Consider the following 21879-nt stretch of genomic DNA (forward strand, 5'->3'; position numbering starts at 1 on the left):
CGTGTGGGGCGGGGTTCTTCCAGGATGCCTGGTGGGGTCAGGCGGCGCCGAGGTCGGCCCAGTGGTCGATGAGACCGTCGGTGTCGGTGTTGGTGTCGTTGTCGTTGTTGGTGTTGGGGGTGGTGCCGGTGTGGTGGGCGAGGGTGGTGATGATGGTGGTGCCGCGGCCGTGTTCGTCTGTGGGGCGGGTGGTGGCCCAGCTGGTGGTGGGGGAGGCGGTGTGGGGGCCGCCGTCGCTGACGTGGACTTGGACGCGGCCTGGGCCGTTGGTGGTGGTGTGCAGGTGCAGGGCGACGGGGGGCAGGGCGTGGGTGACGGCGTTGGTGACCAGTTCGGAGATGACCAGCAGGGCGTCGTAGAGCTGGTTCTCATCTAGTCCCCAGGAGGCCAGGATGGGGCGGGCGGCACGGCGGGCGGTGGCCGGTGCGAGCGGTCCGTGTTCCAGTGGCAGGCTGAACACGCGCGCACCGGCCGCGGCGGCGTGCGGCGCGGGGCGCTGCTGCCGGCTGCGGGAGATCGTGGTGGTCGTCATCAAGATCACTGCCTGTCCGGAAGGGGGCCGGAATGCTTCTTCTGGTACTTCCAGCACACTCCCGTCGAGCGCAGGCTCCCTGAGTAGACGATACCCAAAACATAAAAAATCGGGCAATCGGCCCGTCCGGCCCTGGGATGACGGGTGGAGTTCGTCCGCGCGGACGACGGTGAGGAGGCATGGGCGGGCGAGAGGGACCCGGCAGTGCCAGGACGTCCCGTATCTGACCTGATGTTCGTCCAGCCCGGTCAGGTCCTTGCCGGACTGGAAGGACTCCTCGATCGTCCCTGTGTCTGGTGATCCGTACCAGGGTGGACAGTGGAACTCGGGTCACCGGCAGCGGTTGTAGAAGTGGTTGCGGCGCGGTCAGAAAAGGGTTGGCTGATGAGCGCCGTCCGGGCCGCGTAGGGGCGTCGTTGCCTTTGTCTCTAGGCCGGGGGACTCTTTGTGGTCGGTGAGGGAACCTGGCTGCTGGTGCTAGTAGACTGTCGCGCCTTAATTTCTCTGTGTTGTTGGGTAGAGGTGGCGCAGTTTCACGCGTGCGTCGTCGGTGGTGAAGTGCCAGTCGACTTGGCGCTGGTTGCTGTTGGTGTACTGCTGCCAGGCGGCGAGTTCGGTGTTGAGCACGGCGAGGTCGTGGATGCGGCGGTCCAGGCACTGGCGGGTGAGTGCGGACAACTCGATCTCGGCGATGTTGAGCCAGGAACCGTGTTTGGGTGTGTGGTGGATCTCCAGGCGCTGGGCGAGCGCGAAGGCCCTCGCCGGGTCGAACGCCTCATAGAGCGAGGCTGTGGTGTGGGTGTTGAGGTTGTCCATGACCAGCACGACCGTGGCGGCGTCGGGGTAGTCCACGGTCAGCAGGTGCTCGACCTGGTGCGCCCAGTCGACCCTGGTCCGGCGGGACTGCGCGTCCACGCGCCGCCATCCGCGCAGCGGCTCGACCCAGCAGAAGATCGAGCAGGTCCCCGAGCGGACGTACTCGTTGTCCTCGCGCCGGTCACGGCCCGGCCGTGCGGGAAGCGGATCGCGGACGTGACCGAGCGGCTGGTACGGCTTCTCATCCATGCACACCACCGGGCGCGCCGGATCGAAGGGTCGGCGGTAGACCGCCAGGACGTCCTCCATCGCCGCGGCGAAAGCCGCATTCGCAGCCGGCGGGATGGTCCAGCACTTCTTCACATGAGGACGCAATTCCGTTTTTTAACACCCGGCCGATCGTGGAGTGGTCCAGGTCCGGGATGTCCTCGACCAGCGCGACGTGCTTCTCCAGCAGGCGCAGCGACCACCTGGCGTGTCCCTTGGGCGGCGTCGAGCAGGCCAGTGCGATCAACCGCGCCTCGACCTCGCCGGTCACTGCGGAGGGTACCGGCGGGAGTGCGCGTGCCTTCCGGCCGACCGTGGCCCACACATCACCACCGGTCTCCGCGTACCGCTTCGAGATCAGGCGGACCGTATCGCACGAGACCCCGACCCGGTCCGCGATCACCACCCGCGGAGCGACCGCGCCGGCCGAGGTGTCCAACGCGAGCAGCACCCGCGCCCGCCTGATCATCGACGCGCTGCGGACCCCCGTCGTCGTCACGCGCTCCAAAGCCCGACGATCTTCGGCACACAACGCGACCGGATACTTCTTCTGCGAGGACACGGCACCCCTGCCCGGCCGAACGGAAGCGACAAGTGACGCTCGCTCGGCCAACTCCACCAACCAGGAAGACACTTAGTCGCGACAGCCTACTAGCCGGGCAAGCGCACCGGACGTCGGCGGACAGGTGATCGTGGACATCGACGGCGTGCTCGTCCTGGCCCACTCCGAGAAACAGGACGCCACCGCGACCTGGAGGGAAGACGTTCGGACACCACCCGCTCATGGCCTTCGTCGATCACGGCCGGGGCGGCAGCAGGGAACCGGTCGCGGGCTTGCTGCGGCCCGGCAACGTGGGCAGCAACACCGCCGCCGACCACATCACCACCGCCCAACTCGCCCTGGCCCAGCTGCCGAAGAAGTACCGGCGCGGACATCACACACTGATCCGGACGATTCCAGCGGTGGCACCCACGAGTTCGTGGCCTGGCTGGCCAGACGCGGCCGGTGGCTGTGTTTGCTGCGTCAGCTCCCGCCGACACCGACGATCTATGCGATCCCGGAACTTGCAACCGCCCCGGCTCGAGGAGGAGGCTCACTTCAAGTGAGGTATCAACTACCTAGCTCCCCAGGGGTGAGGCGATCGTCCTCCGGGACATAGTGGAGATCGTTTTTTCTCGGTAAGGAGTGTCACTTGTTCTTCCGACGTTCTGCCATTCGACGGATCGGTGTTGCAGCCGCAGCCATCAGTAGCCTCGGCGGCCTGTCCCTCGGTGCTGTCTCCCCAGCCGCAGCCTCCGGTCAAGTAGCGGCTGGATTTGCTGTGATTGACGGAAACGAGCCGATAGGATCGCTTATTGGCATGTCAGCTAACGCAGCTTACAACAGCGCCAACCCAATAGGGCCCCCTGCATCCGTCTTTCATGTGAAAGCAGGGTATTATCAGGTCCGTTTCCCAGGCCTGGTCACGGCGACGACGGCCATGAAAGCCGTAGGGGTACACGTTCGAGCCATCAATGATGCCAACTGTGTGCCCGAGCACACCGTCACCAAGGGCTACGCCAATGGCCTCTCTTATGTCGCCGTACCAGTGGTCTGCTTCGACTCGAACGGACACTACGCTGACAATCCGTTCACCATCACCTATACCGGAGGGGCATCTGACACTGCAGGCGAAGTAGTGTCTGCCCTGACCAATGACGACTTCGCTACATCATCAGGTCAGCGAACTGCCCAATATCAGCAGTCCAGCGTCTCCGGTAGCGTAACCTACAACCGTTCTGGTACTGGTGCCTATAGTTTCGACCTGCCCTACCTGAGCAACGCCGGAGTGGAGACCTTCGCAATCACTGCGCTCGCCTCAGGCAGCCCGTGGTACGGCACGCAACTACGGGATGTCACCTGTGGCGTCACCAAGAAGACGATTGCGAAGACAAGCCTCGGCCAGGCACGCAGAGTCGACGTTTCCTGCACAGACGCCGTAACGGGACAGCCAGCCGATACCAAAGTGAGCGTCACCTACGCTCGCGGCGTGAACATTCTCGGTCGGGCCAACCTTGGGGAGGCGTATATGTCCGCACCCAAAATGACCAATACTGGGTGGACCGCCCTTACGAAAGATCAGGCATACAATAAAATCTATGGCCTGGAAAACCTTACAGTAACAGTCAACCGCAACGCCCCGGGGGTGTACGTAGTCAACCTTCCGAAACAGGCCTTGGGAATTACTCGGCCAAGTGTCATGGCTACGGCTGACGGGTCTGCGGCACGCTGCTCCGTGATGGGCTCTTACAGCACCAGTAACATGACCGAGCAGGTCACACTGTTTTGCAAGAACCCATCCGGCTCCTACGTTGACACTGGCTTCAACCTACAGTTTCTGACCAAGCAATAGAATTCATGAACGAAACGCCGCGATCACTGGGATTGACAACCTGAGCCCTGTGCCCCTTTCACGATGGATAACCCCACCCCATCGCGTTTGTACTGTTGGCTTGATCTCGGGAGAAAGCACCAAGACAGAAGAGACGGCCCGCGGGTCCCACGGGCCGTCTCACTCTTGAGAGCAATGTCGCTTGGTTAGGCGGCTGGGGTCATGTGGTCGCGGCGGCGGTGATGATGTTCCAGCGCTGGTGGCAGGCTTGCGCGATGGCCTGGTGTCGGCGTCGCCAGGCGGACCAGTGCAGGACATGGCCGTGTCGTGGCGGAGCCGGGGCAGGGCGGTTGCCCGCAGGATGGTCAGCAGCTCGCGTGCGCTGACCGAGATGAGGCCGACGGCCGTGGTGAGCGGTGCCTTGTCCCGGGATCGTGGACACCGGTTGTCGTGCGGCGGTGGTCAGCGTAACTGATCGTTGTTCGAAGGAGTTCGGGCTGATCTGACCGATGCTGGCGCCTCCTTCTGGTGTTGTATCGGGTGGCCCATCGGCACGATAGGGCCGAGCAGGGTGATGCCGTGCACCCGGTGGGCGCGTTCGATCTGGGCCGGGCTGACGTAGGCGGCGTCGACCGCATGCTCAGCCGGGGCCAGGTCGATTGGCACAAGGTCGTCGTAGATCTTTGCGGTGAGTTCGCCGTCCTGGACCGGGGCGATCGTGGTGGCCAAGTGCACGACTGCCTCCGGCAGCTGTGACGTGCACGTTTCGGTGAAGGGTGCGGTAGCCGTACCAGGCGGTGTCCCGTTTGACGCCACGCCAGCGCAGCCGCCCACGGACATCCCGGTAGTAGTGGTGCACCCAGACCTGCCGCAGGATCTCTACCTGCGCCAGCGTCCGGTGCCTGGGCGGGGCGTCGCCGCCCACGCGGCAGCCAGGACCTTGCGTCCGTCCTGGCCGAAGGCCTCGGCAAGGGCGGTTACCCCGGCCTTCCCGCCGGGGACCTTACCGATGTCGACCTTGCGCCCGTAGCGCTCGTCCCACTCCGGTTCCACCAGCCCGAGCAGCCAGTCCGGGGCCGCCTGGGCGAGCTGTTCGAGGGCGGACCGCAGGCTCTCGCCGACCAGCTCCAGCCGGCTCAGTGTGCGCACCGCCGCCAGCACATGGGTCGCATCGGGTGCGCTGCCAGCCACCGGATGTGAGCAGTCCTGCCTCGGTCAGCCGGTGCAGCATCATCTGCAGCAGCCGGTCGGCCGCGTCGCCCCAGGCCAGCCAGGCCCGGAACTCGCACAGCACCGAGTGGTCGAAGTCGGGATCGCCCAGTTCCAGGCGCAACGCGTACTTCAAGTCGATCCTGGTGCGGACCGCGTTCGCGGCCGTATGGTCGGACAGGTTCTCCGCGAACTGCAGCACCGACACCAGCGCCAGCTGTCCCGGCGACAGGCCCCGCCGACCGTCCTTGGGGTACAGGTCCGCGAAGCCCTCGTCCTCGAACACCACATCCAGCCGGTCCCGCATCAGCATCCCCGGCGTGCCCTTCGGACACGCCGCCCACGCCGCCCACGCCGCCCGCATCGGAATCCGCTGGTAACCCCGCGCCCGTAAGGACACGGCCCTCTCTCCGGAACCACCCCGCCACACACCAGCGAACCGCCGAACAGACGACCTGTCAGCACCCCTAACAAGATCACCAACAGAGTCCCGGTATTGAGGTTAGGCCCCAGGGTGGATTCCCCTCCTCCCTGATGATCAACGAACCCGACGATCATCCCAGAGCAGAGGTCCTTCATAGAACCTGACAATGCCCTTTATTTTGATATCTCGGAGACGAACCCAACATCCGCCGGAAGTGCATAACGATCCGTCTTCGAAGTCCAGAGATAAATGCCATTGACCATAGCCTGAATCCCCTCCACGTATCGCAGGCTCGATGGATAAGACTGGGTGATACTGGATGACAATTGAACGCATTCGTCTAGAAGCTGATAAATTTTTGCACGCGTGGCCGCCATGGCCTCATCGCGACCGCAGCCATGAACTCGCTGCAAATTCAGCACCATATTGAACTGCTCCCCCTGTCGTTCCTCTCGCTCCAGGGAGTACAAGTCATTTATACAGGTCGCGATATCGGCTGTATGAGCACGGAGATATTTCATTTCCCGGTCATCGAGAAGAAGAGAGGGGACCTCGTCTCCCAACACGCGCTCAAGCATATTCATGAAAGGGTAAAGGCAGCTGGCGTGACGGCGTAGCGGTACCAAGTCCTCTGTGCTGATGAAGCTTCGCGTCTCACGGTAAGAGGATTCATCTATAAATGTCCCGAGGCATGCTTTCCATTCTTTTGCTGCCCTTCCTCTCCAGGCTGTAGACATACCTTCCGTCTGCCGATGCCACAAATCCGCCCAAGCAGCAAGGACTGGGACGGAAATATCCCCTGCCACGTCCGAAGCGTCATTATGCAGCGTATCAATCATGGGTTTGATGATATTTTTCGAAGAGATCCGAGAGTGACCCACCGGGCCATCGAAGTAGTCATCGACAAATGTATACCATCCGAGCATGTCAACCAATATGTCGAGTTCCTTCCCGTGGGCCTTCGGAAAAGCGTATGCAATCAGCTCCGGCAAGCGCCATGAGTTGAAGCCGTTGATCTCTTCAGCGGTTACCAACAAGCTGTGCTCGCACATCCAGGCGATATTACGCTGCCGGGCCCTTTCTAGGTCCGCTGAAATACGTACAGAAATGGCGGGAAATTTTAGACGTTGATTCACTAAATCCCAATCGATCATCCGACTGCTGGGAAGACCCCAAGGTGCGGCGCTTCAAGAAGAGCGGTTCACTAATATTCATCGCAGCCGTTTAGGTTGGCCACGCCTTTCTCTCTGCCGATCTGCAAAACAGCACAGGATTTCAGGTGTGGAAATTCTCGACCATAGAATCACACCCTTCACGCCGAAGCGAAGCGGGTAACTCATACTCAAATATGTGGAACGCAGCTCGTCGACTGCTGGCGCGCGCCCGGTGCAGGGAGGTGTAACTGCAGTAGGGTCGGGGACTGGCGCGGCGGCTGATGCTCCCGTTTCCAGTCCCCGCCGCTTCAAACCGTGCATGCAGTTCTCCCGCACACGGCTTTCCGACATCGTTCACCGGCTGGCATGCGCCGTCGCCCTGTGCACGTTTCCGGTAAGACGGTAGACACCGAGCCGAGTGATCCATCCCAGGTAAAACGGGTGGTCCAGTTCCTGCCCGCAAGTCTGTGTTTCCCGCTGGCAAAGATCGCCAGCCGCTCGTGGACATAGCCGTCGACCACATTGAACTTCCGTCCGGAGTTGCCGTTACGGAAGTACGCAGCCCAGCCCCGCAGCACGGGGTTGAGATCGGCTACCACGGCGGATACCGGCCGTTCAGCCTTCGAACGAGCGGTCGCCGCGCGGACTTTGTCCCGCAGTACCCTCATCGCTCTGGCCGAGGGCCAGCGTTGCAAGTAGTACTTGCCCCGCCATTTCCACGATTCCATCTTCCGGTGGTGGAAGCCGAGGAAGTCGAAACCCTGCCCGCCTCGGGTGAGGCAGACGATGCCGGTCTTCTCGGGGTGCAATCGCATTCCGAGCTGTTCCAGCACTCGTGCCGCTAACTCGCGAGCCTGTTGGGCCCGTTGCTCCGTCGGCGAGAGGACTACGAAATCATCGCAGTACCTCACCAGCATCCCCAGCCGGCGGCCTTCGTTCTGCCACGCCTCATCGAGAACGTGCAGCGCGATATTCGCCAGCAACGGGGAACCGGTGAGCCCTGCGGGGTACCGGCCCCGGTGGGGGACGTCACCCCGCCCTCCAAGACTCCCATCCGCAGCCAGGCCCGGATCAGCTTCAGGCCGAGTGTGCGCGACGTCGAGGAGTTGACGCTCGAGCGCGGCATCGAGGTGTTCTACGGGGTTTTCGAAGTTAAGCGGTGCGGAGGTGTCCGCGGGCTCGACGAGTGGTGACGCAGCGTGTGTGCGTAGGCGTTGACTGTCTGCGTTGCGAAAGCCGAAGGGCGTTGCGGGCGACAAGCTTGATGACGCGGTTGATTCCTTCACTCTTAGCGCGTGTCCGGTTATCGATGAACGCCGCGATCTCGGGCCACCAGCGGTCGACGGTGATGGCGAGCGCGGGGATGCCGGAGTCGGCGCACCAGGTAAGGAACTTCCACCGGGCATGGCCTGCTTGCTCACGGTCGGCGCCGGTGCGGGCCAGGGCGAGGAGGGTACGCAGGCTTTCCCTGGCGATCCACACGGTCAGCAGTCTCTGCCCGATCGGTCCCTCGTTCAGCAGCGGGTTCCACATCTTCGCGAACTGCTCGTCGGTGAGGTTCTCGCGGTTGCGGAGCAGCCGTCGGCGGGCTGTCCATTCTGGGTCGGTGGCCCGTCCGCGCCGGCCCCGGACCCCGGCGGTGGTGCGACGCCGCACGGTGGAGAGCACCTTGTTCGCGCGTTGGACGACGTGGAAGTGGTCGACCACGCTCACAGCGCCCGGGAGTCCGGTGCGGATCGCGGCCCGGTAGGTGGCCGACATGTCGAAGGCCACGCACCGGATGCTCTTGCGCCAGGCCAGGGGCGGAGTGGACAGCCAGGACGTCGGCGGCACTGCGGCCCTCGATTTGGCCGAGCAGCCCACCGGTGCCGAGCGCGTCGACGAACCCCGTATGCCACCCATCCCGCGTGAGCTTCCACTTCCCTGTGTCGGGATCCTGCTCCCAGCGGGTGCCACCGCGCCGGGTCTCGTCGATGCCCAGCACCTCGACCTCGGGCAGCGGCGCCTCGACCACCATCAAAGCCGTGGTACGGAAGGCGCCCATCACCACCGGCCAGGACAGGCCCAGGTCACGGCCGGCCTGCACGACCGTGGAACCGGCGTCCCGCACCCGGCGTCCGGCCCAGGCCCGCAGCTGCGTCGTGATCCAGATCCGGCCGGTATCTTCGGAACCTGCTCGGTGAACGACTTGTGCGGACAGGTTACCTCCCCGCACCACCACCGGCGCTTGTGCCAGAAGAACTCCAGCCCGCTCTCGCCGTACGGAAGGTCGCGCGGCCGGGTGGTCACCGGCCCTCTCGCCCGGGAGGAAAAGACCCGCGCACCGGGCACGCCCTGGCCGTCTCGTCTGCCGTGGCCAGATGGACCCGGCGCCCACCGTCCTCCAACCGCTCGACCCGGACGACGGACACCCCGGCCAGGTCCAGCAACAACCTCGTATCGTTGACCACGCCCGTGGCTCCCCAGATGATCGTTCTGCGTCAAGAACAGAAATGATCACCCAGGACCACGGGCGCCCCGCATCCAGGGACGAACAAACAGCCCAACAGTCACGGACGTGACGACCGGTCAGGGCGAAAGGCGACCTGCACCACTTTAACGTCGAAGACCCGTCTTACGAGACGATCCACCAGTTGACCCGCCGATTCGGCCCCGCGTACGCCAACGCGCTGCGCTGCTGGCGCCCGAAGCCGGGCGACAAGTGGCATCTCGACGAGGTCTTCGTCACGATCCAGGGACGGCAGCGGTACCTGTGGCGGGCCCTGGACCAGGACGGCAACGTGCTCGACATCCTGCTGCAGAACCGCCGCGACGAGCCCGCGGCCAGGCGCTTCCTGCGGAAACTCATGAAGACGGCCATCGCCCAGCCGGCCACTGCTTTGGTGTGGCAGTCGATGACGGTCGCGCGCTACGGGAACCCGGCCCGGGTGTGAACGTAGGTGATGTCGCTGACCAGTTTGTGTCCGGGCGCGTCAGCGGTGAATTCACGGGCCAGCAGGCCGGGGGTGGCTGGCGCCGTATCATCGGCGATCGTGGTCGCCCGCCGGGGCCGCGGCTGGCATGGCACCGGGCCGAGCTCGCGCATCAGCGCACGGACCAGTTCCGCTTCGGCTGCACGTTCATTCGCTGGAGCGCGGCGTGGACACGCCGGTAGCCGTAGGTCTCATGCGAGTCGGAGAAGACCTGGAGGATGACTGCCCTCAGCTCCGCACGGCGCTTCGCGGTGGCCGACATCGGCCTCGATCTCCAGTGGTAGAAGCCCGGCGTGGTTACTCCCGCGCAGGTACGCATCTGCTGCACGGGAAAGCGCGGCCGGCGATCGCGGTGGACGGCAAGGCACTGTCCGGCTCCGCGCACCGGCAGCAGCGCCACCGGCACCTGCTGTCCGCCGTCACCCACGCCCCCGCCCTCACCCGATCAAGGGAACCCAGCCGACCGCGTCGGCCCAGGTCAAAGCCCTGCCGTGGGAACAGATGCCCGTAGCGCACACCGTCTCCGGCACCGGGCACGGGCAGCGGGAATCCCACTCGGCCAAGACCACGGCCACCGCGGCGAACCTGGACCCGATCGCCTTCCCGCAAGCACGGCACGGCCCTACGCATCCACCAGCGCCGACAAGAGAGCGGCAAGCGGCACACCCGGGAGACGATCTACGCCGTCACCAGCCTCGATACCCACCAGGCCAGCCCTGCCCAGCTGGGCGGATACGTGCGCGGGCACCGGGCAATCAAAAATTCCAGCCACCATGTCAGAGATGTGGTGTTCGCCAAGGACGCCTCCACCGTCCACACCGGCAGCGCGCCGCGGGCAATGGCCGCTCTGCGGAACCTGGCCCTCGGCAGACTGCGGCCGCTGGAAGCGGATAACATCGCCAAGACCACCCCAGCGATCCGGGACACACCCGAACACGCCATCTGGATCCGGGACACCACCGACAGCCCACCCCTGCCAGGAACGTGAAGCTGACGACGCCAGCACGGGGAATGCCGTTGGTCGAGCTCTACTGTACGGTGCCGCGATTGCCTATCGACGTCGCGAGATGTTCTCATCGGGTACATGTTTGAAGAAGCGCAGTATTTCGCGCCCGTCTCGCAGACGGTCGGCGGTGTTGTGGTGGAACTCGCGCAGAGCGACCCGGGCTTCGGCGATCCAGTGTACCGAGCGCGCCGCAACGACATCGCGGCCTTGACGCTCGGGCACGCAAGGGAGCAGCCGGTTCCGGTGGTCGAGTACACCGCCCTTGAGGATGCCCTTTGGGCCCATGTCAGTAAGGAACTCTCCCCTAAGCATCAGAAGTACGCTGTTGAAGAATTCCTGCAGGGGACGGAGCGGCTGGGGCTTCCTGCGCACAGGATTCCCCAGCTTCAGGAAGTCAGCGAGGCGCTGGAGCCTTTGACGGGCTTCCGATATCTGCCAGCCGCAGGACTGGTGCCGCTCCGCGAGTTCTACGAGGTTCTCGCCGATGGATACTTCCACTCCACGCAGTACATACGGCACATCAGCATGCCGTTCTATACACCCGAGCCGGATGTTATCCACGAGGTCATCGGTCATGCGAACATGCTCGCGTCCGACCGTTTCGCCCGACTATACCGGCTGGCTGGTGAGGCAGCCAGGAGGGTCCAGACCCAGTCCGCTCTGGAGTTTATATCCAAAATATTCTGGTTCACTCTGGAATTTGGCGTGATGAAAGAGAGCGGCGAATTGCGGGCATACGGTGCAGGGATCCTATCTTCCTGCGGTGAGATTGAAAAATTCAGGACGATGCACATTCGCCCCCTGGACCTTCGAGCTATGGGCACTTTCCAGTATGACATTACAAAATACCAGGAACTGCTATTCTGCGCAGATTCTGTCGAGCACCTGGAGAATGTGGTGGGCACCTTCTGGGCTGAGTGTGATGACGATTCGATCGCCCGGCTGGAAGCAGCGTGAAGCGCGAACGGCTTGCACCCTGGGAAATCGGCGAGGCTATGGCGGATCTGCCGGACTGGCGGCTCGAAGACGGCCAGCTTAGACAGTGAGCGTTTTCAGGGTGGCCACTGATCGAGTGATGCAAGGGGATGGCTGGCAGGGCAACGGACGAGGCTCCCAGGCAGTTGAGAGAGGTATCTGACATGCGATCTCGGTTGCCGGGGAGCCCCGTTGATTACGTATCCTGCCGCACTCGACCTCCCGCATGCCCTCGTGGAGACGGTCACGATGCTGATCGTCCTTCGTGAGGGTGACCGCCGGTGCAAGCTCCGTCCGTCCGCGCGTGCGGTTGTCGCGCTCGTGTACTTGCGCCAGCACACCACGCTGGCCCAGATCGCCGCTGGTTTCCGCATCAGCGTCGGGACCGCGCACGCCTATGTCCGCTCCGTGGTGGGCCTGCTGGCGCGCCGGGCTCCGGGGCTGACGCGGGCCCTGCGTGAAGTGAAGGCCCGGGCGGAATACGTGCTGGTGGACGGCACCCTCGCGGAGTGCGACCGGGTCGGTGACGGCCGCGGGGACTACTCGGGAAAGCACCGGCGTCACGGTGTGAACCTGCAGGTCGTCACCGATCCGGACGGCACCATCGTATGGATCTCGAAGGCGCTGCCCGGTCGCACCCACGACCTCACCGCCGCCCGCACCCACCGGATCATCGACACCTGCCGCAGACTCGGTATCCCGGTCCTGGCCGACCTCGGCTACCTCGGTGCCGGCGGCACCATCACCACCCCGATCCGACGTTCTCCCGGCAAAGAACTCAACCGCCGGCAGCTATCGCTGAACAGGGCTCATGCCCGCCTGCGCTACCCGGTCGAGCGCGGCATGGCCCGATTGAAGACCTGGCGGATCTTCCGCAAAGCCCGCTGCAGCCCCACCTGGCTCACCACCGCAGCCAAAGCCGTCCTCACCCTTGAGAGCTACTGCTGAAAATCCTCAGTGTCCTACATGGTCAGTTTGAGGAACCGCTTGTAGCAGCAGAGAGCGGATGCCAGGCCGAGAAAGGCCAGGTAGGTGCCTGGCTTCCACTCGTAGCGGTGGTTGAGACGGCGGTAGCCCGTCAGCCAGGACATGGTGCGCTCGATGCCCCACCTGCGACGGCCGAGCCGCTCGCTGGAGTCAATGCCCTTGCGGGCGATACGGACGCCAATGCGTTTGCCCCACAGCCATCGCCGCAGGTGGGGGATGTCGTACGCCTTGTCTGCATGAAGACGCACGGGTTTGGAGTCGGCCGCGTGGGATTCGTGTCCCACGTGGAAATGGGACAGCATCGGCTTCAGCGCGAGACTGTCGTGGGGGTTGGCCGCGGAGAGCCCGACCCGTAAGGGCAGTCCGTTCGCGTCGGACAGGACATGCATCTTGGAACCTGGCTTACCCCGGTCCACGGGGCTCGGACCTGCAAGGTCGCCCCGAGGCTGCTATATCAAGTCAAGCTGCTTGAGGGAGACCATCAGCAGCGATCTGCCGTGTGGGCTGATCTCCTCGTTCGAGGAGCTTGAAGAGCTGTCGGCAGATTGCGCGCTTGAGGCAGCGCTGGGCGTCCCTCGCGGTCTTCCCCTCGCTGATTCGGCGGGCAACGTAGGCACGGGTGATCGGATCGAGACGGATGCGGATCAAGGTGATCGTATGGAGGGCCCGGTTGAGCTGCCGGTCTCCGCTGCGGTTGAGCCTGTGCCGGTTGGTCAGCCCTGACGAAGCGGGGATTGGAGCGACGCCTGCGAAGGCCGCGAACGCTGCCTCGGACCGAAAGCGGCCGGAGTGCGACCAGCTGATCAGGATCTGAGCGGCACTGATGGGCCCGATGCCCTGCAGCACGAGGAGTTCGGGAGCGACGGTGCGAACGAGCGCTAACCTCAATACCAGTGACTTAGTGACCTAGCTTCGTCGGGCTTTGGTTGACGGGTTGATCGGGGCGGTGCGCCAGTGCGGGGCGATGGTCATGGCGTCTGCTGGGTCCCGGGTGGGCTGAGGCCAGGTGTAGTGCTCGTCGCGTTTGACGCCGAAGTTGGACATCTTGCGTTTGACCACGCGCGGGTTGGAGCGTCTGCGGCGGGTGGGTAACAGGCGCGCGGTGATCTCGCGGAGTTCGTCGGTGAGGGCGGCGGTCAGACGGTCAGGGGAAAAGGCCGCCTGCGCGGTGACCTGGCGTCGTGCGAGGCGGATGCTCCGGGTGAAGGAGAGCCTGTCGGGGTCGAGGCCGGCCTGCTCGGCGGCGTCGTGCATCAGGGTGCGGATGGCGTGGTGGACCAGCAGGTGTGCCCAGACCTCCTGCTCGACGCCTTCGGGTGAGCGGGAGCGCAGGACCTGGGCAGGTCCGCGTTGATGGGTCTTCAGCTCGTCCAGCGTGTTCTCGAACTCCCACCGCTGGTGGTAGAGGGCGGCCAGCTCGGTGGCCGGGGCGGCATCGGGATCGAGGACCGTGGTGATCAGCCGGTAAGGGGCGTCCTGCCCGGGATCGTCCAGGGTGTACTCGATCACCCGCACCATTTCCGGGTCGGCACGCTTGCGGTGGTCTCTGGCCGCGACGATCTCTGACAAGTACGAGCCGTCGGGCAGCTCTTCGCGGACCGGCAGCACCTGGTGGGAACGGATGCGCCACAGCAGGTCCGCACCGCCGGCCGAGGCCGCCCGCCACAGCTCCAGGCCGGTGAAGCCGCGGTCGGCCAGCAGCAGATCGTCCTCGCCCAGGTGACCGAACAGCTCGCGGGCCAGCACGAGTTCGGACGTGGTGCATGGGCCGAGAGCCGCCGTGGTGATGGCATGGGTGCCGCACTCGGCCAGCGCGACCACCCGCACCTGCGGATACGCACACCGCTGGGTGCGGTGGGTCTTCGGGCGCCCGAAGTGCGCCACGTTCTCCTGGCTGTCCGGAACGTCGAAGACTGTGCCGTCGATGGCCATCAGCCGCCACCGGCCGTAGAAGGCACCCGGTGTCGATTCCGTGGCCAACGGCCGGGCCACCGAGGCGAACAGGGCCTTCAGCGGTTCTGGACCGAGTTTCGCGCGCGCTCTCGAGATCGCCCCCGTGGTCGGTACCTGCCACGACCCCGACCAGCGCTTCGCCCAGGTCAGCCCATGCGTCAGCAGCCGAGCGACCTCTTCGTAGCCCTGGCCGGAGAACAAGCACATCGCCAGCACGAAGTAGACCACCACGCGCGGCGGCAGCAGCCGGTTACGCTGCCCGGACCTCCCGCACTGGGCCACCACCCGATCCACCAGCTCCGGCGGGAACGACCGCGTCAACAGCCCGACCGCGATGCGATCCGACAACCGCTCGTCCGTCTCCGGCTTCACCTGACCCGGCCGTGGCATCCCGGCACCTCCCCGCCACGCACCCTACCAGCCACCACCCTAAGTCACTGGTATTGAGGCTAGAGCCGTGGTCGGGACCTGACCTGCAACATCACGGCGTTGTGCAACACGCTTTAGAGACAAAGGCAACGACGCCCCTACGCGGCCCGGACGGCGCTCATCAGCCAACCCTTTTCTGACCGCGCCGCAACCACTTCTACAACCGCTGCCGGTGACCCGAGTTCCACTGTCCACCCTGGTACGGATCACCAGACACAGGGACGATCGAGGAGTCCTTCCAGTCCGGCAAGGACCTGACCGGGCTGGACGAACATCAGGTCAGATACGGGACGTCCTGGCACTGCCGGGTCCCTCTCGCCCGCCCATGCCTCCTCACCGTCGTCCGCGCGGACGAACTCCACCCGTCATCCCAGGGCCGGACGGGCCGATTGCCCGATTTTTATGTTTTGGGTATCGTCTACTCAGGGAGCCTGCGCTCGACGGGAGTGTGCTGGAAGTACCAGAAGAAGCATTCCGGCCCCCTTCCGGACAGGCAGTGATCTTGATGACGACCACCACGATCTCCCGCAGCCGGCAGCAGCGCCCCGCGCCGCACGCCGCCGCGGCCGGTGCGCGCGTGTTCAGCCTGCCACTGGAACACGGACCGCTCGCACCGGCCACCGCCCGCCGTGCCGCCCGCCCCATCCTGGCCTCCTGGGGACTAGATGAGAACCAGCTCTACGACGCCCTGCTGGTCATCTCCGAACTGGTCACCAACGCCGTCACCCACGCCCTGCCCCCCGTCGCCCTGCACCTGCACACCACCACCAACGGCCCAGGCCGCGTCCAAGTCCACGTCAGCGACGGCGGCCCCCACACCGCCTCCCCCACCACCAGCTGGGCCACCACCCGCCCCACAGACGAACACGGCCGCGGCACCACCATCATCACCACCCTCGCCCACCACACCGGCACCACCCCCAACACCAACAACGACAACGACACCAACACCGACACCGACGGTCTCATCGACCACTGGGCCGACCTCGGCGCCGCCTGACCCCACCAGGCATCCTGGAAGAACCCCGCCCCACACGCGGGAGCACCAGGAAGCCAGCCAGCCCTGGCCCACCCGAACATCTCCGGAGGCGGCCATGCGAGCGGACCAACTGCTCCAGACCCACACCCTGTGGCACGGAGACACCGTCCTGCTCCGAGAACGGAATCGTGGACGAAGCAGTTCGAGCCGCGGAATATCCAAAGCCAGGAAAGGTTATGACGTCATTCTGGTGCAGATCAGATCAGGGGATGTAAGGCGGGAAGCAAGCCAGCTGATCCTCCGAGAAGCCAGTACTCAACTTTGACAGAGATAAGCCAGGGATCAGGAATTTCCGAATCGGGGCTGCGGTGGCACTAGTGGCAGCTTCCTGTCGTGGCTCAGCGTTTCCACCTCCATCCCCGGACTGGGCAGTCTAGGAAGTTCATCATCCAGTGCCTGGAATGCCGGATTCCGGTCATCGTTCTCCTAGTGAATGGCGTCCACGACGGGCTTCAGAGGAGAGTTCATTCTATTCTCCGTTAGTCCACCTGTTTTCGGAGTGACCACTTGCGCGAATTTACAAACAGTCTGCCGCTGGTATACAGTTCAATCGGAGCTCACTAATGGACACGCCCTGGGATTTCGCTGACCTGCGCTTTCTAACCGCCCTTCGTATCACGGTGGGCGTTGGGTGGGTCCGCCATGGGTCCGCACAGTGAATGCCGCTGGACAGGAGCGCCTGCACGCCACCCGCCCCCATCACACTGTGCGCGGTGCGGCGATGCTGCTGGCAGCCAAATCATCCGGGGGATGGCACGGAGATCAGGCCACAGAGGTGCTGCCCTCGGCAGGATTGCTGCTGGACGGGGCACTGACGGGGGCATTCTCCGTGCAACGGCAGGGCTGGTTCAGGCGGACCGTTACCGTGCATCCGGGCGATATGAACCCTGCCTTGGCGCCGGATCAGGCCGTGCGGGATTTGGCTCGCCGGGTCCACGAGGCAACACTGGGTACGGTGTGGACTTGGCTGGAGCGCGCGGCTGTCTTCGCTCCAGACCTGGTCTGCCGCGAACTCGAGACGGCCGGAGTAGCGCACCGATGCACTCCCAGGGACTGGCGGGCCCGGCTCGTCAACGACTTCGGCATGGACATCGACGACACGCAAGCTCACCGCCACGCGCTTCAACGGGTGCTGGACGCTGTCGAGGGTCGAGGCAACCAATCGGACGTAGCCCTCACGCTTCTCCTGGATGCCCAGAACGTGCTCCCCCATGTAGTCCCCGCAGTCAGCCGTCGGAGAGCCAGGAGACAGCTGCTGGCACGCGTGCACGAGCTCCCCACGCCTGCGCGGGAAGTGGTGGACATGATGCAGTCCTGGCGTCATAGAAGAGAAATGGAAGGTGGTGACTGACCACAATTGCGGTGCCGTAGTAATGAACACCAGCTCCCGACGTCTGCAATGTCAGGCGGCCGAGGCAGCCACACGGCACAGCGGCTTTGGGAACTGCTCCCTGGCCAGCCAACGTCCATCGCGTGGGCCCGTCGCCGAGATGGGTGCGAGTTCCGTGATCGACGGCCGTTGTCCGCGGCCAGGTCCCGGCGGCCAGGCTCAGCCTCGGCATACGATGACGTCCAGCCGCCGCAAGGTTGAACCCTGGATATTCAGCGGGATTAGGTGATCCGACGTCCCGATAGCAGAAAGGCCCCGTTGACCTGCAATGCCGGCGAGTTAGGGCATTAGCCTCGATCTGCTCTGAAAATCCCCGCCTGATCAGCCGTTGGTGCGGGGTTCGAGAGATACGTCGTAGCCGAGCCGGGTGAGCTGGCCAACGAGTCTGCGGGTGTGCCCGGACTTGCGGATGCGGTTGATGAAGTGGTCGGCGCCGAGGTCCTGGTAGGGAGTGTCCCTGGTGAGGATGTGCCAGACGGCGACGCGGATCGAGTTCTCGAGGGCGACGAGCGCGCGTTTCTTGCCCCGGTGGCCGACCAGGCGCCGGAACTAGGCGGCGAGATAGGTGTTCTTCGAGCGGGCCGCTGCCGCGGCAGCGTTGCCCAGGACTCCCTTGAGCCAGGCGTCACCGTGGCGGGTGCGTCCGCTGGTGACCTTGCCGGCGGATTCGTGGTTGCCCAGGCAGACCCGGCCCAGGAAGCGAGGTGGCCGGCAGTGGGGAAGCGCCCCCTGCCGACCCCGATCTCCGCAACCACGACCTGGGCTGCGGTGCGACTGATTCCCGGGATGGTCACCAGCAGCTCCAGCTGGCGCCGGTAGGGCTCAAGACGGCGGTCTCGGCGGTGAGCCCTTTGACGGTGGCTGTGGCGGCGTCAATGCGATCCAGCATGGTGCGGGCCAGGAAAGCGTGGTGATCGGTGAAGAATCCGGTCAACGCCTAAACCAGTTGGGCTTCCTTGTCCTTCAGGGTTCCGACGGCGAGCCGGGCCAGAACCTGAGGGTCGCGCTCACCGCCGATCACACGTGTTCGCGCACCACGCGGCCAGCGGATGAAACCCGAACGGCTTCTTCCAGGTCGCCGTAGCGCCCTACTTCTTCGACGCCGCCGTGATGATCGTCGCGTCCATATCGATCACTACCCAGCCATGCAGCCGCTTCCCGGCGACCGTCAGCCAGGGGAAGCCGCCCGGCCGCAGATGCAGCAGCGACCACACGTGCCGGCGTACCCGCGCCCGCACCTTAGATGAACATCTCCGCGGCTGGCGCACCCCCGACAGCGCCAACCGCTGGCTCCTCGTGCGCTCCTCCCCCTCCACCGCCCGCAAACACGGCCTCAACCCCATGAACGTCCTCCGCGACCTCTTCGCCGGAAACGTCTGGCTGCCGCCCGCTCACGCGTAATCAAACACCTAAGTAGTCACCCTCTGACCAGCAAGAATGAGGATTGTCGAGGTCCTTGTTCCTGCCACCGTCGGAGGCACTTCCCAGGTGAAGAAGCGTATCGGGTTCTACCCGCGTGTCCGCTTCGAGGGTGGTGGCCGGGCGGTGGTTTCGCAGGCGGGAGGCGTCCTGCTGGAGACGGCAAGGAAGATTGGGTTGGGCCAGGCGATATCTGCGGCTCTGACGCCGTGGTGCAAGGCGCGGGCAGTGCACGATCCGGGGAAGGTCCCGCTGGATGAGGCCCTGGCGGTCGCGCTCGGCGGGGACTGTCTCGCGGACGTGGGGATGCTGCGGGCCGAATCTGCCGTGTTCGGTCGGGTGGCCTCAGATCCCACTGTCTCCCGCCTCATCGATGTCCTCGCCTCGGCCGGGCCGGAAGGCCCTGGCTGCGATCCGCACCTCACGGGCCCATGTCCGCGAACACGTCTGCAAGCTAGAGATCTTTAAGGGTGTGGGTTACGTGGGGTCGTGACGGCTGTCGTAGGCCGCGCTATGCCGGAGGGATGAGGTATCCCGATGGCGGAGGGCTGACGGCTGAGGAGCGGGTTCGGCGTGAGCGGGTCCGGTTGGCGGCCGCTGATCTGATCGAGGCGGGGGCCAGTGACCGGGAGGTGGCCCGGCGGTTCAGGGTGACCCGGATGTCAGCGAACCGCTGGCGTCGGGGGTTGGCTTCGGGTGGTCGGCAGGCACTGGTCTCCAAGGGCCCGGGCGGTGCCCGCTGCAAGCTTGATGCGCGCCAACTGCGTGCGCTGGAAGCGGTGTTGGACGCTGGGCCGGCCGCCGCCGGCTGGAGCGACCAGTGCTGGACTCTGGCGAGGATCGCCGAGGTCGTGCGCCGACGGTTCGGCGTGGAGTACACCCTGGCCGGGATGGACCTGCTGCTGCACCGCATCGGCTGGAGCGTGCAGGTCCCCTCCCGCAAGGCCACCGAGCGCGACGAGGCGAAGGTCGCCGCCTGGAAGGACGAGCAGTGGCCCGTCATAAAAAGACGGCGGCGGACCTGGGCGCCTGGCTCTGCTTCGAGGACGAAGCTGGCCAGGGGCTGAGGCCGCCCAAAGGCCGAACCTGGGGCCGACGAGGCCACACGCCCGTCGTGCGCGTCACCGCGGCGGGCACCAAGCGCATCTCCATGGCGGCACTGATCTGCACCAAGTCCGGCCACCGGGCCCGGCTGATCTACCGCATTCATCTCGACCGCGGCCCCGCCAAAGGCCGGCGCAAGGGCTTCACCGAGACCGACTACGCTCGCCTGCTCGACGCCGCACACCAGCAACTCGGCGGCCCGATCGTCCTGGTCTGGGACAATCTGAACACGCACGTCAGCCGCACCATGCGGGAGCTGATCGACGCCCGATTATGGCTGACCGTTTACCAACTCCCCGCGTACGCGCCCGAGTTCAACCCGGTCGAGGGCGTGTGGTCGCACCTGAAGCGGTCCCTGGCCAACCTCACCAAACACAGCCTCGACCAGCTCACCACGCTGGTGAAGAACCGGCTCAAACGGATGCAGTACCGCCCTGGCCTCATCGACGGCCTCATCGCCAAGACCGGCCTCGACTTCCAACCGCCGTAACCTCGGCGATTGAAGATCTCTAGTAGACTGTCGCGCCTTAATTTCTCTGTGTTGTTGGGTAGAGGTGGCGCAGTTTCACGCGTGCGTCGTCGGTGGTGAAGTGCCAGTCGACTTGGCGCTGGTTGCTGTTGGTGTACTGCTGCCAGGCGGCGAGTTCGGTGTTGAGCACGGCGAGGTCGTGGATGCGGCGGTCCAGGCACTGGCGGGTGAGTGCGGACAACTCGATCTCGGCGATGTTGAGCCAGGAACCGTGTTTGGGTGTGTGGTGGATCTCCAGGCGCTGGGCGAGCGCGAAGGCCCTCGCCGGGTCGAACGCCTCATAGAGCGAGGCTGTGGTGTGGGTGTTGAGGTTGTCCATGACCAGCACGACCGTGGCGGCGTCGGGGTAGTCCACGGTCAGCAGGTGCTCGACCTGGTGCGCCCAGTCGACCCTGGTCCGGCGGGACTGCGCGTCCACGCGCCGCCATCCGCGCAGCGGCTCGACCCAGCAGAAGATCGAGCAGGTCCCCGAGCGGACGTACTCGTTGTCCTCGCGCCGGTCACGGCCCGGCCGTGCGGGAAGCGGATCGCGGACGTGACCGAGCGGCTGGTACGGCTTCTCATCCATGCACACCACCGGGCGCGCCGGATCGAAGGGTCGGCGGTAGACCGCCAGGACGTCCTCCATCGCCGCGGCGAAAGCCGCATTCGCAGCCGGCGGGATGGTCCAGCACTTCTTCACATGAGGACGCAATTCCGTTTTTTAACACCCGGCCGATCGTGGAGTGGTCCAGGTCCGGGATGTCCTCGACCAGCGCGACGTGCTTCTCCAGCAGGCGCAGCGACCACCTGGCGTGTCCCTTGGGCGGCGTCGAGCAGGCCAGTGCGATCAACCGCGCCTCGACCTCGCCGGTCACTGCGGAGGGTACCGGCGGGAGTGCGCGTGCCTTCCGGCCGACCGTGGCCCACACATCACCACCGGTCTCCGCGTACCGCTTCGAGATCAGGCGGACCGTATCGCACGAGACCCCGACCCGGTCCGCGATCACCACCCGCGGAGCGACCGCGCCGGCCGAGGTGTCCAACGCGAGCAGCACCCGCGCCCGCCTGATCATCGACGCGCTGCGGACCCCCGTCGTCGTCACGCGCTCCAAAGCCCGACGATCTTCGGCACACAACGCGACCGGATACTTCTTCTGCGAGGACACGGCACCCCTGCCCGGCCGAACGGAAGCGACAAGTGACGCTCGCTCGGCCAACTCCACCAACCAGGAAGACACTTAGTCGCGACAGCCTACTAGCCGGTCCGACTGCTGGTGAGGCTCGGTGGTGCCGTGGCCGCTCGGCCTGTGATGCGAGCAG

At 65.1% G+C, this 21879-nt stretch carries 22 protein-coding genes and 6 pseudogenes; 11 read left to right on the forward strand and 17 right to left on the reverse strand.

The genetic code is table 11. The features are described from left to right. Positions 1–37: 37 nt before the first annotated feature. The 3 genes from OG985_RS46480 to OG985_RS46490 all read right to left on the reverse strand — a co-directional run bounded on the left by OG985_RS46480 (position 38) and on the right by OG985_RS46490 (position 2114). Positions 38–532, reverse strand: coding sequence for an ATP-binding protein (locus tag OG985_RS46480; protein WP_371666610.1), 495 nt, complete (start codon positions 530–532; stop codon positions 38–40). 495 nt (positions 533–1027) lie between these two features. Next, on the reverse strand, positions 1028–1693 hold the full coding sequence (locus tag OG985_RS46485) for an IS630 family transposase (protein WP_371674226.1): 666 nt from the start codon (positions 1691–1693) through the stop codon (positions 1028–1030). Beyond that, positions 1590–2114, reverse strand: coding sequence for a helix-turn-helix domain-containing protein (locus OG985_RS46490; protein WP_371674165.1), 525 nt, complete (start codon positions 2112–2114; stop codon positions 1590–1592). The genes OG985_RS46485 and OG985_RS46490 overlap by 104 nt, the downstream gene beginning before the upstream one ends. Positions 2115–2277: 163 nt before the next feature. Between OG985_RS46490 and OG985_RS46495 the strand changes: the two are divergent. Next, positions 2278–2628 (forward strand): annotated as a pseudogene (locus tag OG985_RS46495) (transposase); the annotation flags it as partial. A 180-nt stretch (positions 2629–2808) separates the two neighbouring features. After that, positions 2809–4008, forward strand: coding sequence for a hypothetical protein (locus tag OG985_RS46500; RefSeq protein ID WP_371666619.1), 1200 nt, complete (start codon positions 2809–2811; stop codon positions 4006–4008). Between the two features lie 441 nt (positions 4009–4449). Here OG985_RS46500 and OG985_RS46505 read toward each other — a convergent pair whose 3' ends face one another. From OG985_RS46505 to OG985_RS46530, 6 genes and pseudogenes are all read right to left on the reverse strand, one after another. Further along, positions 4450–4716 carry a hypothetical protein gene (locus tag OG985_RS46505; RefSeq protein WP_371666617.1) on the reverse strand — a complete coding sequence of 89 codons (267 nt, stop codon included), beginning with the start codon at positions 4714–4716 and terminating at the stop codon, positions 4450–4452. A 150-nt stretch (positions 4717–4866) separates the two neighbouring features. Beyond that, positions 4867–5178 carry a hypothetical protein gene (locus OG985_RS46510; protein ID WP_371674711.1) on the reverse strand — a complete coding sequence of 104 codons (312 nt, stop codon included), beginning with the start codon at positions 5176–5178 and terminating at the stop codon, positions 4867–4869. A gap of 70 nt (positions 5179–5248) precedes the next feature. Beyond that, positions 5249–5560 (reverse strand): annotated as a pseudogene (locus tag OG985_RS46515) (transposase); the annotation flags it as partial. A gap of 233 nt (positions 5561–5793) precedes the next feature. Continuing rightward, positions 5794–6774 carry a terpene synthase family protein gene (locus tag OG985_RS46520; RefSeq protein WP_371666616.1) on the reverse strand — a complete coding sequence of 327 codons (981 nt, stop codon included), beginning with the start codon at positions 6772–6774 and terminating at the stop codon, positions 5794–5796. Between the two features lie 308 nt (positions 6775–7082). Beyond that, entirely contained in the window at positions 7083–8033 is a 951-nt protein-coding gene (locus OG985_RS46525; RefSeq protein ID WP_371674228.1) for a group II intron maturase-specific domain-containing protein, read from the reverse strand. Next, complete coding sequence (locus tag OG985_RS46530; RefSeq protein WP_371666615.1) at positions 7927–8607, reverse strand: transposase; 681 nt, start codon at positions 8605–8607, stop codon at positions 7927–7929. The genes OG985_RS46525 and OG985_RS46530 overlap by 107 nt, the downstream gene beginning before the upstream one ends. Before the next feature lie 779 nt (positions 8608–9386). On the opposite strand from OG985_RS46530, the pseudogene OG985_RS46535 reads away from it, so the two are divergent. Continuing rightward, positions 9387–9644: pseudogene (locus OG985_RS46535) on the forward strand (DDE-type integrase/transposase/recombinase); the annotation flags it as partial. Between the two features lie 214 nt (positions 9645–9858). On the opposite strand, the gene OG985_RS46540 reads toward OG985_RS46535, so the two are convergent. Beyond that, the gene (locus tag OG985_RS46540; protein ID WP_371666614.1) at positions 9859–10173 is read right to left on the reverse strand and encodes an IS3 family transposase; all 315 of its coding nucleotides are present in this window, start codon (positions 10171–10173) and stop codon (positions 9859–9861) included. Between the two features lie 357 nt (positions 10174–10530). On the opposite strand from OG985_RS46540, the gene OG985_RS46545 reads away from it, so the two are divergent. From OG985_RS46545 to OG985_RS46555, 3 genes are all read left to right on the forward strand, one after another. After that, positions 10531–10734 (forward strand): hypothetical protein, encoded by a 204-nt coding sequence (locus OG985_RS46545; protein WP_371666613.1) that lies wholly within the window; start codon positions 10531–10533, stop codon positions 10732–10734. Positions 10735–10830: 96 nt separating this feature from the next. Then, positions 10831–11709, forward strand: coding sequence for a phenylalanine 4-monooxygenase (locus OG985_RS46550; RefSeq protein WP_371666612.1), 879 nt, complete (start codon positions 10831–10833; stop codon positions 11707–11709). 210 nt (positions 11710–11919) lie between these two features. Then, positions 11920–12675 carry a transposase family protein gene (locus OG985_RS46555; protein ID WP_371666485.1) on the forward strand — a complete coding sequence of 252 codons (756 nt, stop codon included), beginning with the start codon at positions 11920–11922 and terminating at the stop codon, positions 12673–12675. Between the two features lie 14 nt (positions 12676–12689). Here OG985_RS46555 and OG985_RS46560 read toward each other — a convergent pair. The 3 genes and pseudogenes from OG985_RS46560 to OG985_RS46570 form a co-directional block, all read right to left on the reverse strand. Further along, positions 12690–13154 (reverse strand): annotated as a pseudogene (locus OG985_RS46560) (IS5 family transposase); the annotation flags it as partial. A gap of 19 nt (positions 13155–13173) precedes the next feature. Then, on the reverse strand, positions 13174–13560 hold the full coding sequence (locus OG985_RS46565) for a transposase (protein ID WP_371666611.1): 387 nt from the start codon (positions 13558–13560) through the stop codon (positions 13174–13176). Between the two features lie 300 nt (positions 13561–13860). Continuing rightward, a pseudogene (locus OG985_RS46570) lies at positions 13861–15057 on the reverse strand (IS4 family transposase); the annotation flags it as partial. Between the two features lie 544 nt (positions 15058–15601). Between OG985_RS46570 and OG985_RS46575 the strand changes: the two are divergent. Then, positions 15602–16096 carry an ATP-binding protein gene (locus OG985_RS46575; RefSeq protein WP_371666610.1) on the forward strand — a complete coding sequence of 165 codons (495 nt, stop codon included), beginning with the start codon at positions 15602–15604 and terminating at the stop codon, positions 16094–16096. Positions 16097–16856: 760 nt separating this feature from the next. Continuing rightward, the gene (locus tag OG985_RS46580) at positions 16857–17486 is read left to right on the forward strand and encodes a GPP34 family phosphoprotein (RefSeq protein WP_371666609.1); all 630 of its coding nucleotides are present in this window, start codon (positions 16857–16859) and stop codon (positions 17484–17486) included. Between the two features lie 326 nt (positions 17487–17812). On the opposite strand, the gene OG985_RS46585 is transcribed toward OG985_RS46580, so the two are convergent. Then, positions 17813–18319, reverse strand: a complete 507-nt coding sequence (locus OG985_RS46585; protein WP_371674179.1) for a transposase — start codon at positions 18317–18319, stop codon at positions 17813–17815. Between the two features lie 294 nt (positions 18320–18613). Continuing rightward, entirely contained in the window at positions 18614–18763 is a 150-nt protein-coding gene (locus tag OG985_RS46590; protein ID WP_371666608.1) for a hypothetical protein, read from the reverse strand. A 250-nt stretch (positions 18764–19013) separates the two neighbouring features. On the opposite strand from OG985_RS46590, the pseudogene OG985_RS46595 reads away from it, so the two are divergent. The 3 genes and pseudogenes from OG985_RS46595 to OG985_RS46605 form a co-directional block, all read left to right on the forward strand. Beyond that, positions 19014–19401, forward strand: a pseudogene (locus tag OG985_RS46595) (transposase); the annotation flags it as partial. 67 nt (positions 19402–19468) lie between these two features. Beyond that, positions 19469–20011: a winged helix-turn-helix domain-containing protein gene (locus OG985_RS46600; protein ID WP_371666607.1), complete on the forward strand. Its 543-nt coding sequence runs from the start codon at positions 19469–19471 to the stop codon at positions 20009–20011. After that, a complete protein-coding gene (locus tag OG985_RS46605; protein WP_371666606.1) occupies positions 19936–20538 on the forward strand; it encodes a transposase in 603 nt (200 codons plus the stop codon). The genes OG985_RS46600 and OG985_RS46605 overlap by 76 nt, the downstream gene beginning before the upstream one ends. Positions 20539–20575: 37 nt before the next feature. On the opposite strand, the gene OG985_RS46610 is transcribed toward OG985_RS46605, so the two are convergent. Further along, a complete protein-coding gene (locus OG985_RS46610) occupies positions 20576–21241 on the reverse strand; it encodes an IS630 family transposase (protein WP_371674226.1) in 666 nt (221 codons plus the stop codon). Beyond that, positions 21138–21662 (reverse strand): helix-turn-helix domain-containing protein, encoded by a 525-nt coding sequence (locus OG985_RS46615; protein WP_371674165.1) that lies wholly within the window; start codon positions 21660–21662, stop codon positions 21138–21140. Before OG985_RS46615 ends, OG985_RS46610 begins: the two co-directional genes overlap by 104 nt. Between the last annotated feature and the right edge of the window lie 217 nt (positions 21663–21879).

This window comes from Streptomyces sp. NBC_00289, assembly GCF_041435115.1.
Classification (GTDB): domain Bacteria; phylum Actinomycetota; class Actinomycetes; order Streptomycetales; family Streptomycetaceae; genus Streptomyces.

Bases quoted from the DNA above. Each gene is read 5' to 3' on its own strand.
- OG985_RS46580 (WP_371666609.1), top strand. From the start codon at position 16,857: ATGCTGCTGGCAGCCAAATCATCCGGGGGATGGCACGGAGATCAGGCC.
- OG985_RS46575 (WP_371666610.1), top strand. From the start codon at position 15,602: ATGACGACCACCACGATCTCCCGCAGCCGGCAGCAGCGCCCCGCGCCG.
- OG985_RS46520 (WP_371666616.1), bottom strand. From the start codon at position 6,774: ATGATCGATTGGGATTTAGTGAATCAACGTCTAAAATTTCCCGCCATT.
- OG985_RS46480 (WP_371666610.1), bottom strand. From the start codon at position 532: ATGACGACCACCACGATCTCCCGCAGCCGGCAGCAGCGCCCCGCGCCG.
- OG985_RS46600 (WP_371666607.1), top strand. From the start codon at position 19,469: ATGAGGTATCCCGATGGCGGAGGGCTGACGGCTGAGGAGCGGGTTCGG.
- OG985_RS46550 (WP_371666612.1), top strand. From the start codon at position 10,831: ATGTTTGAAGAAGCGCAGTATTTCGCGCCCGTCTCGCAGACGGTCGGC.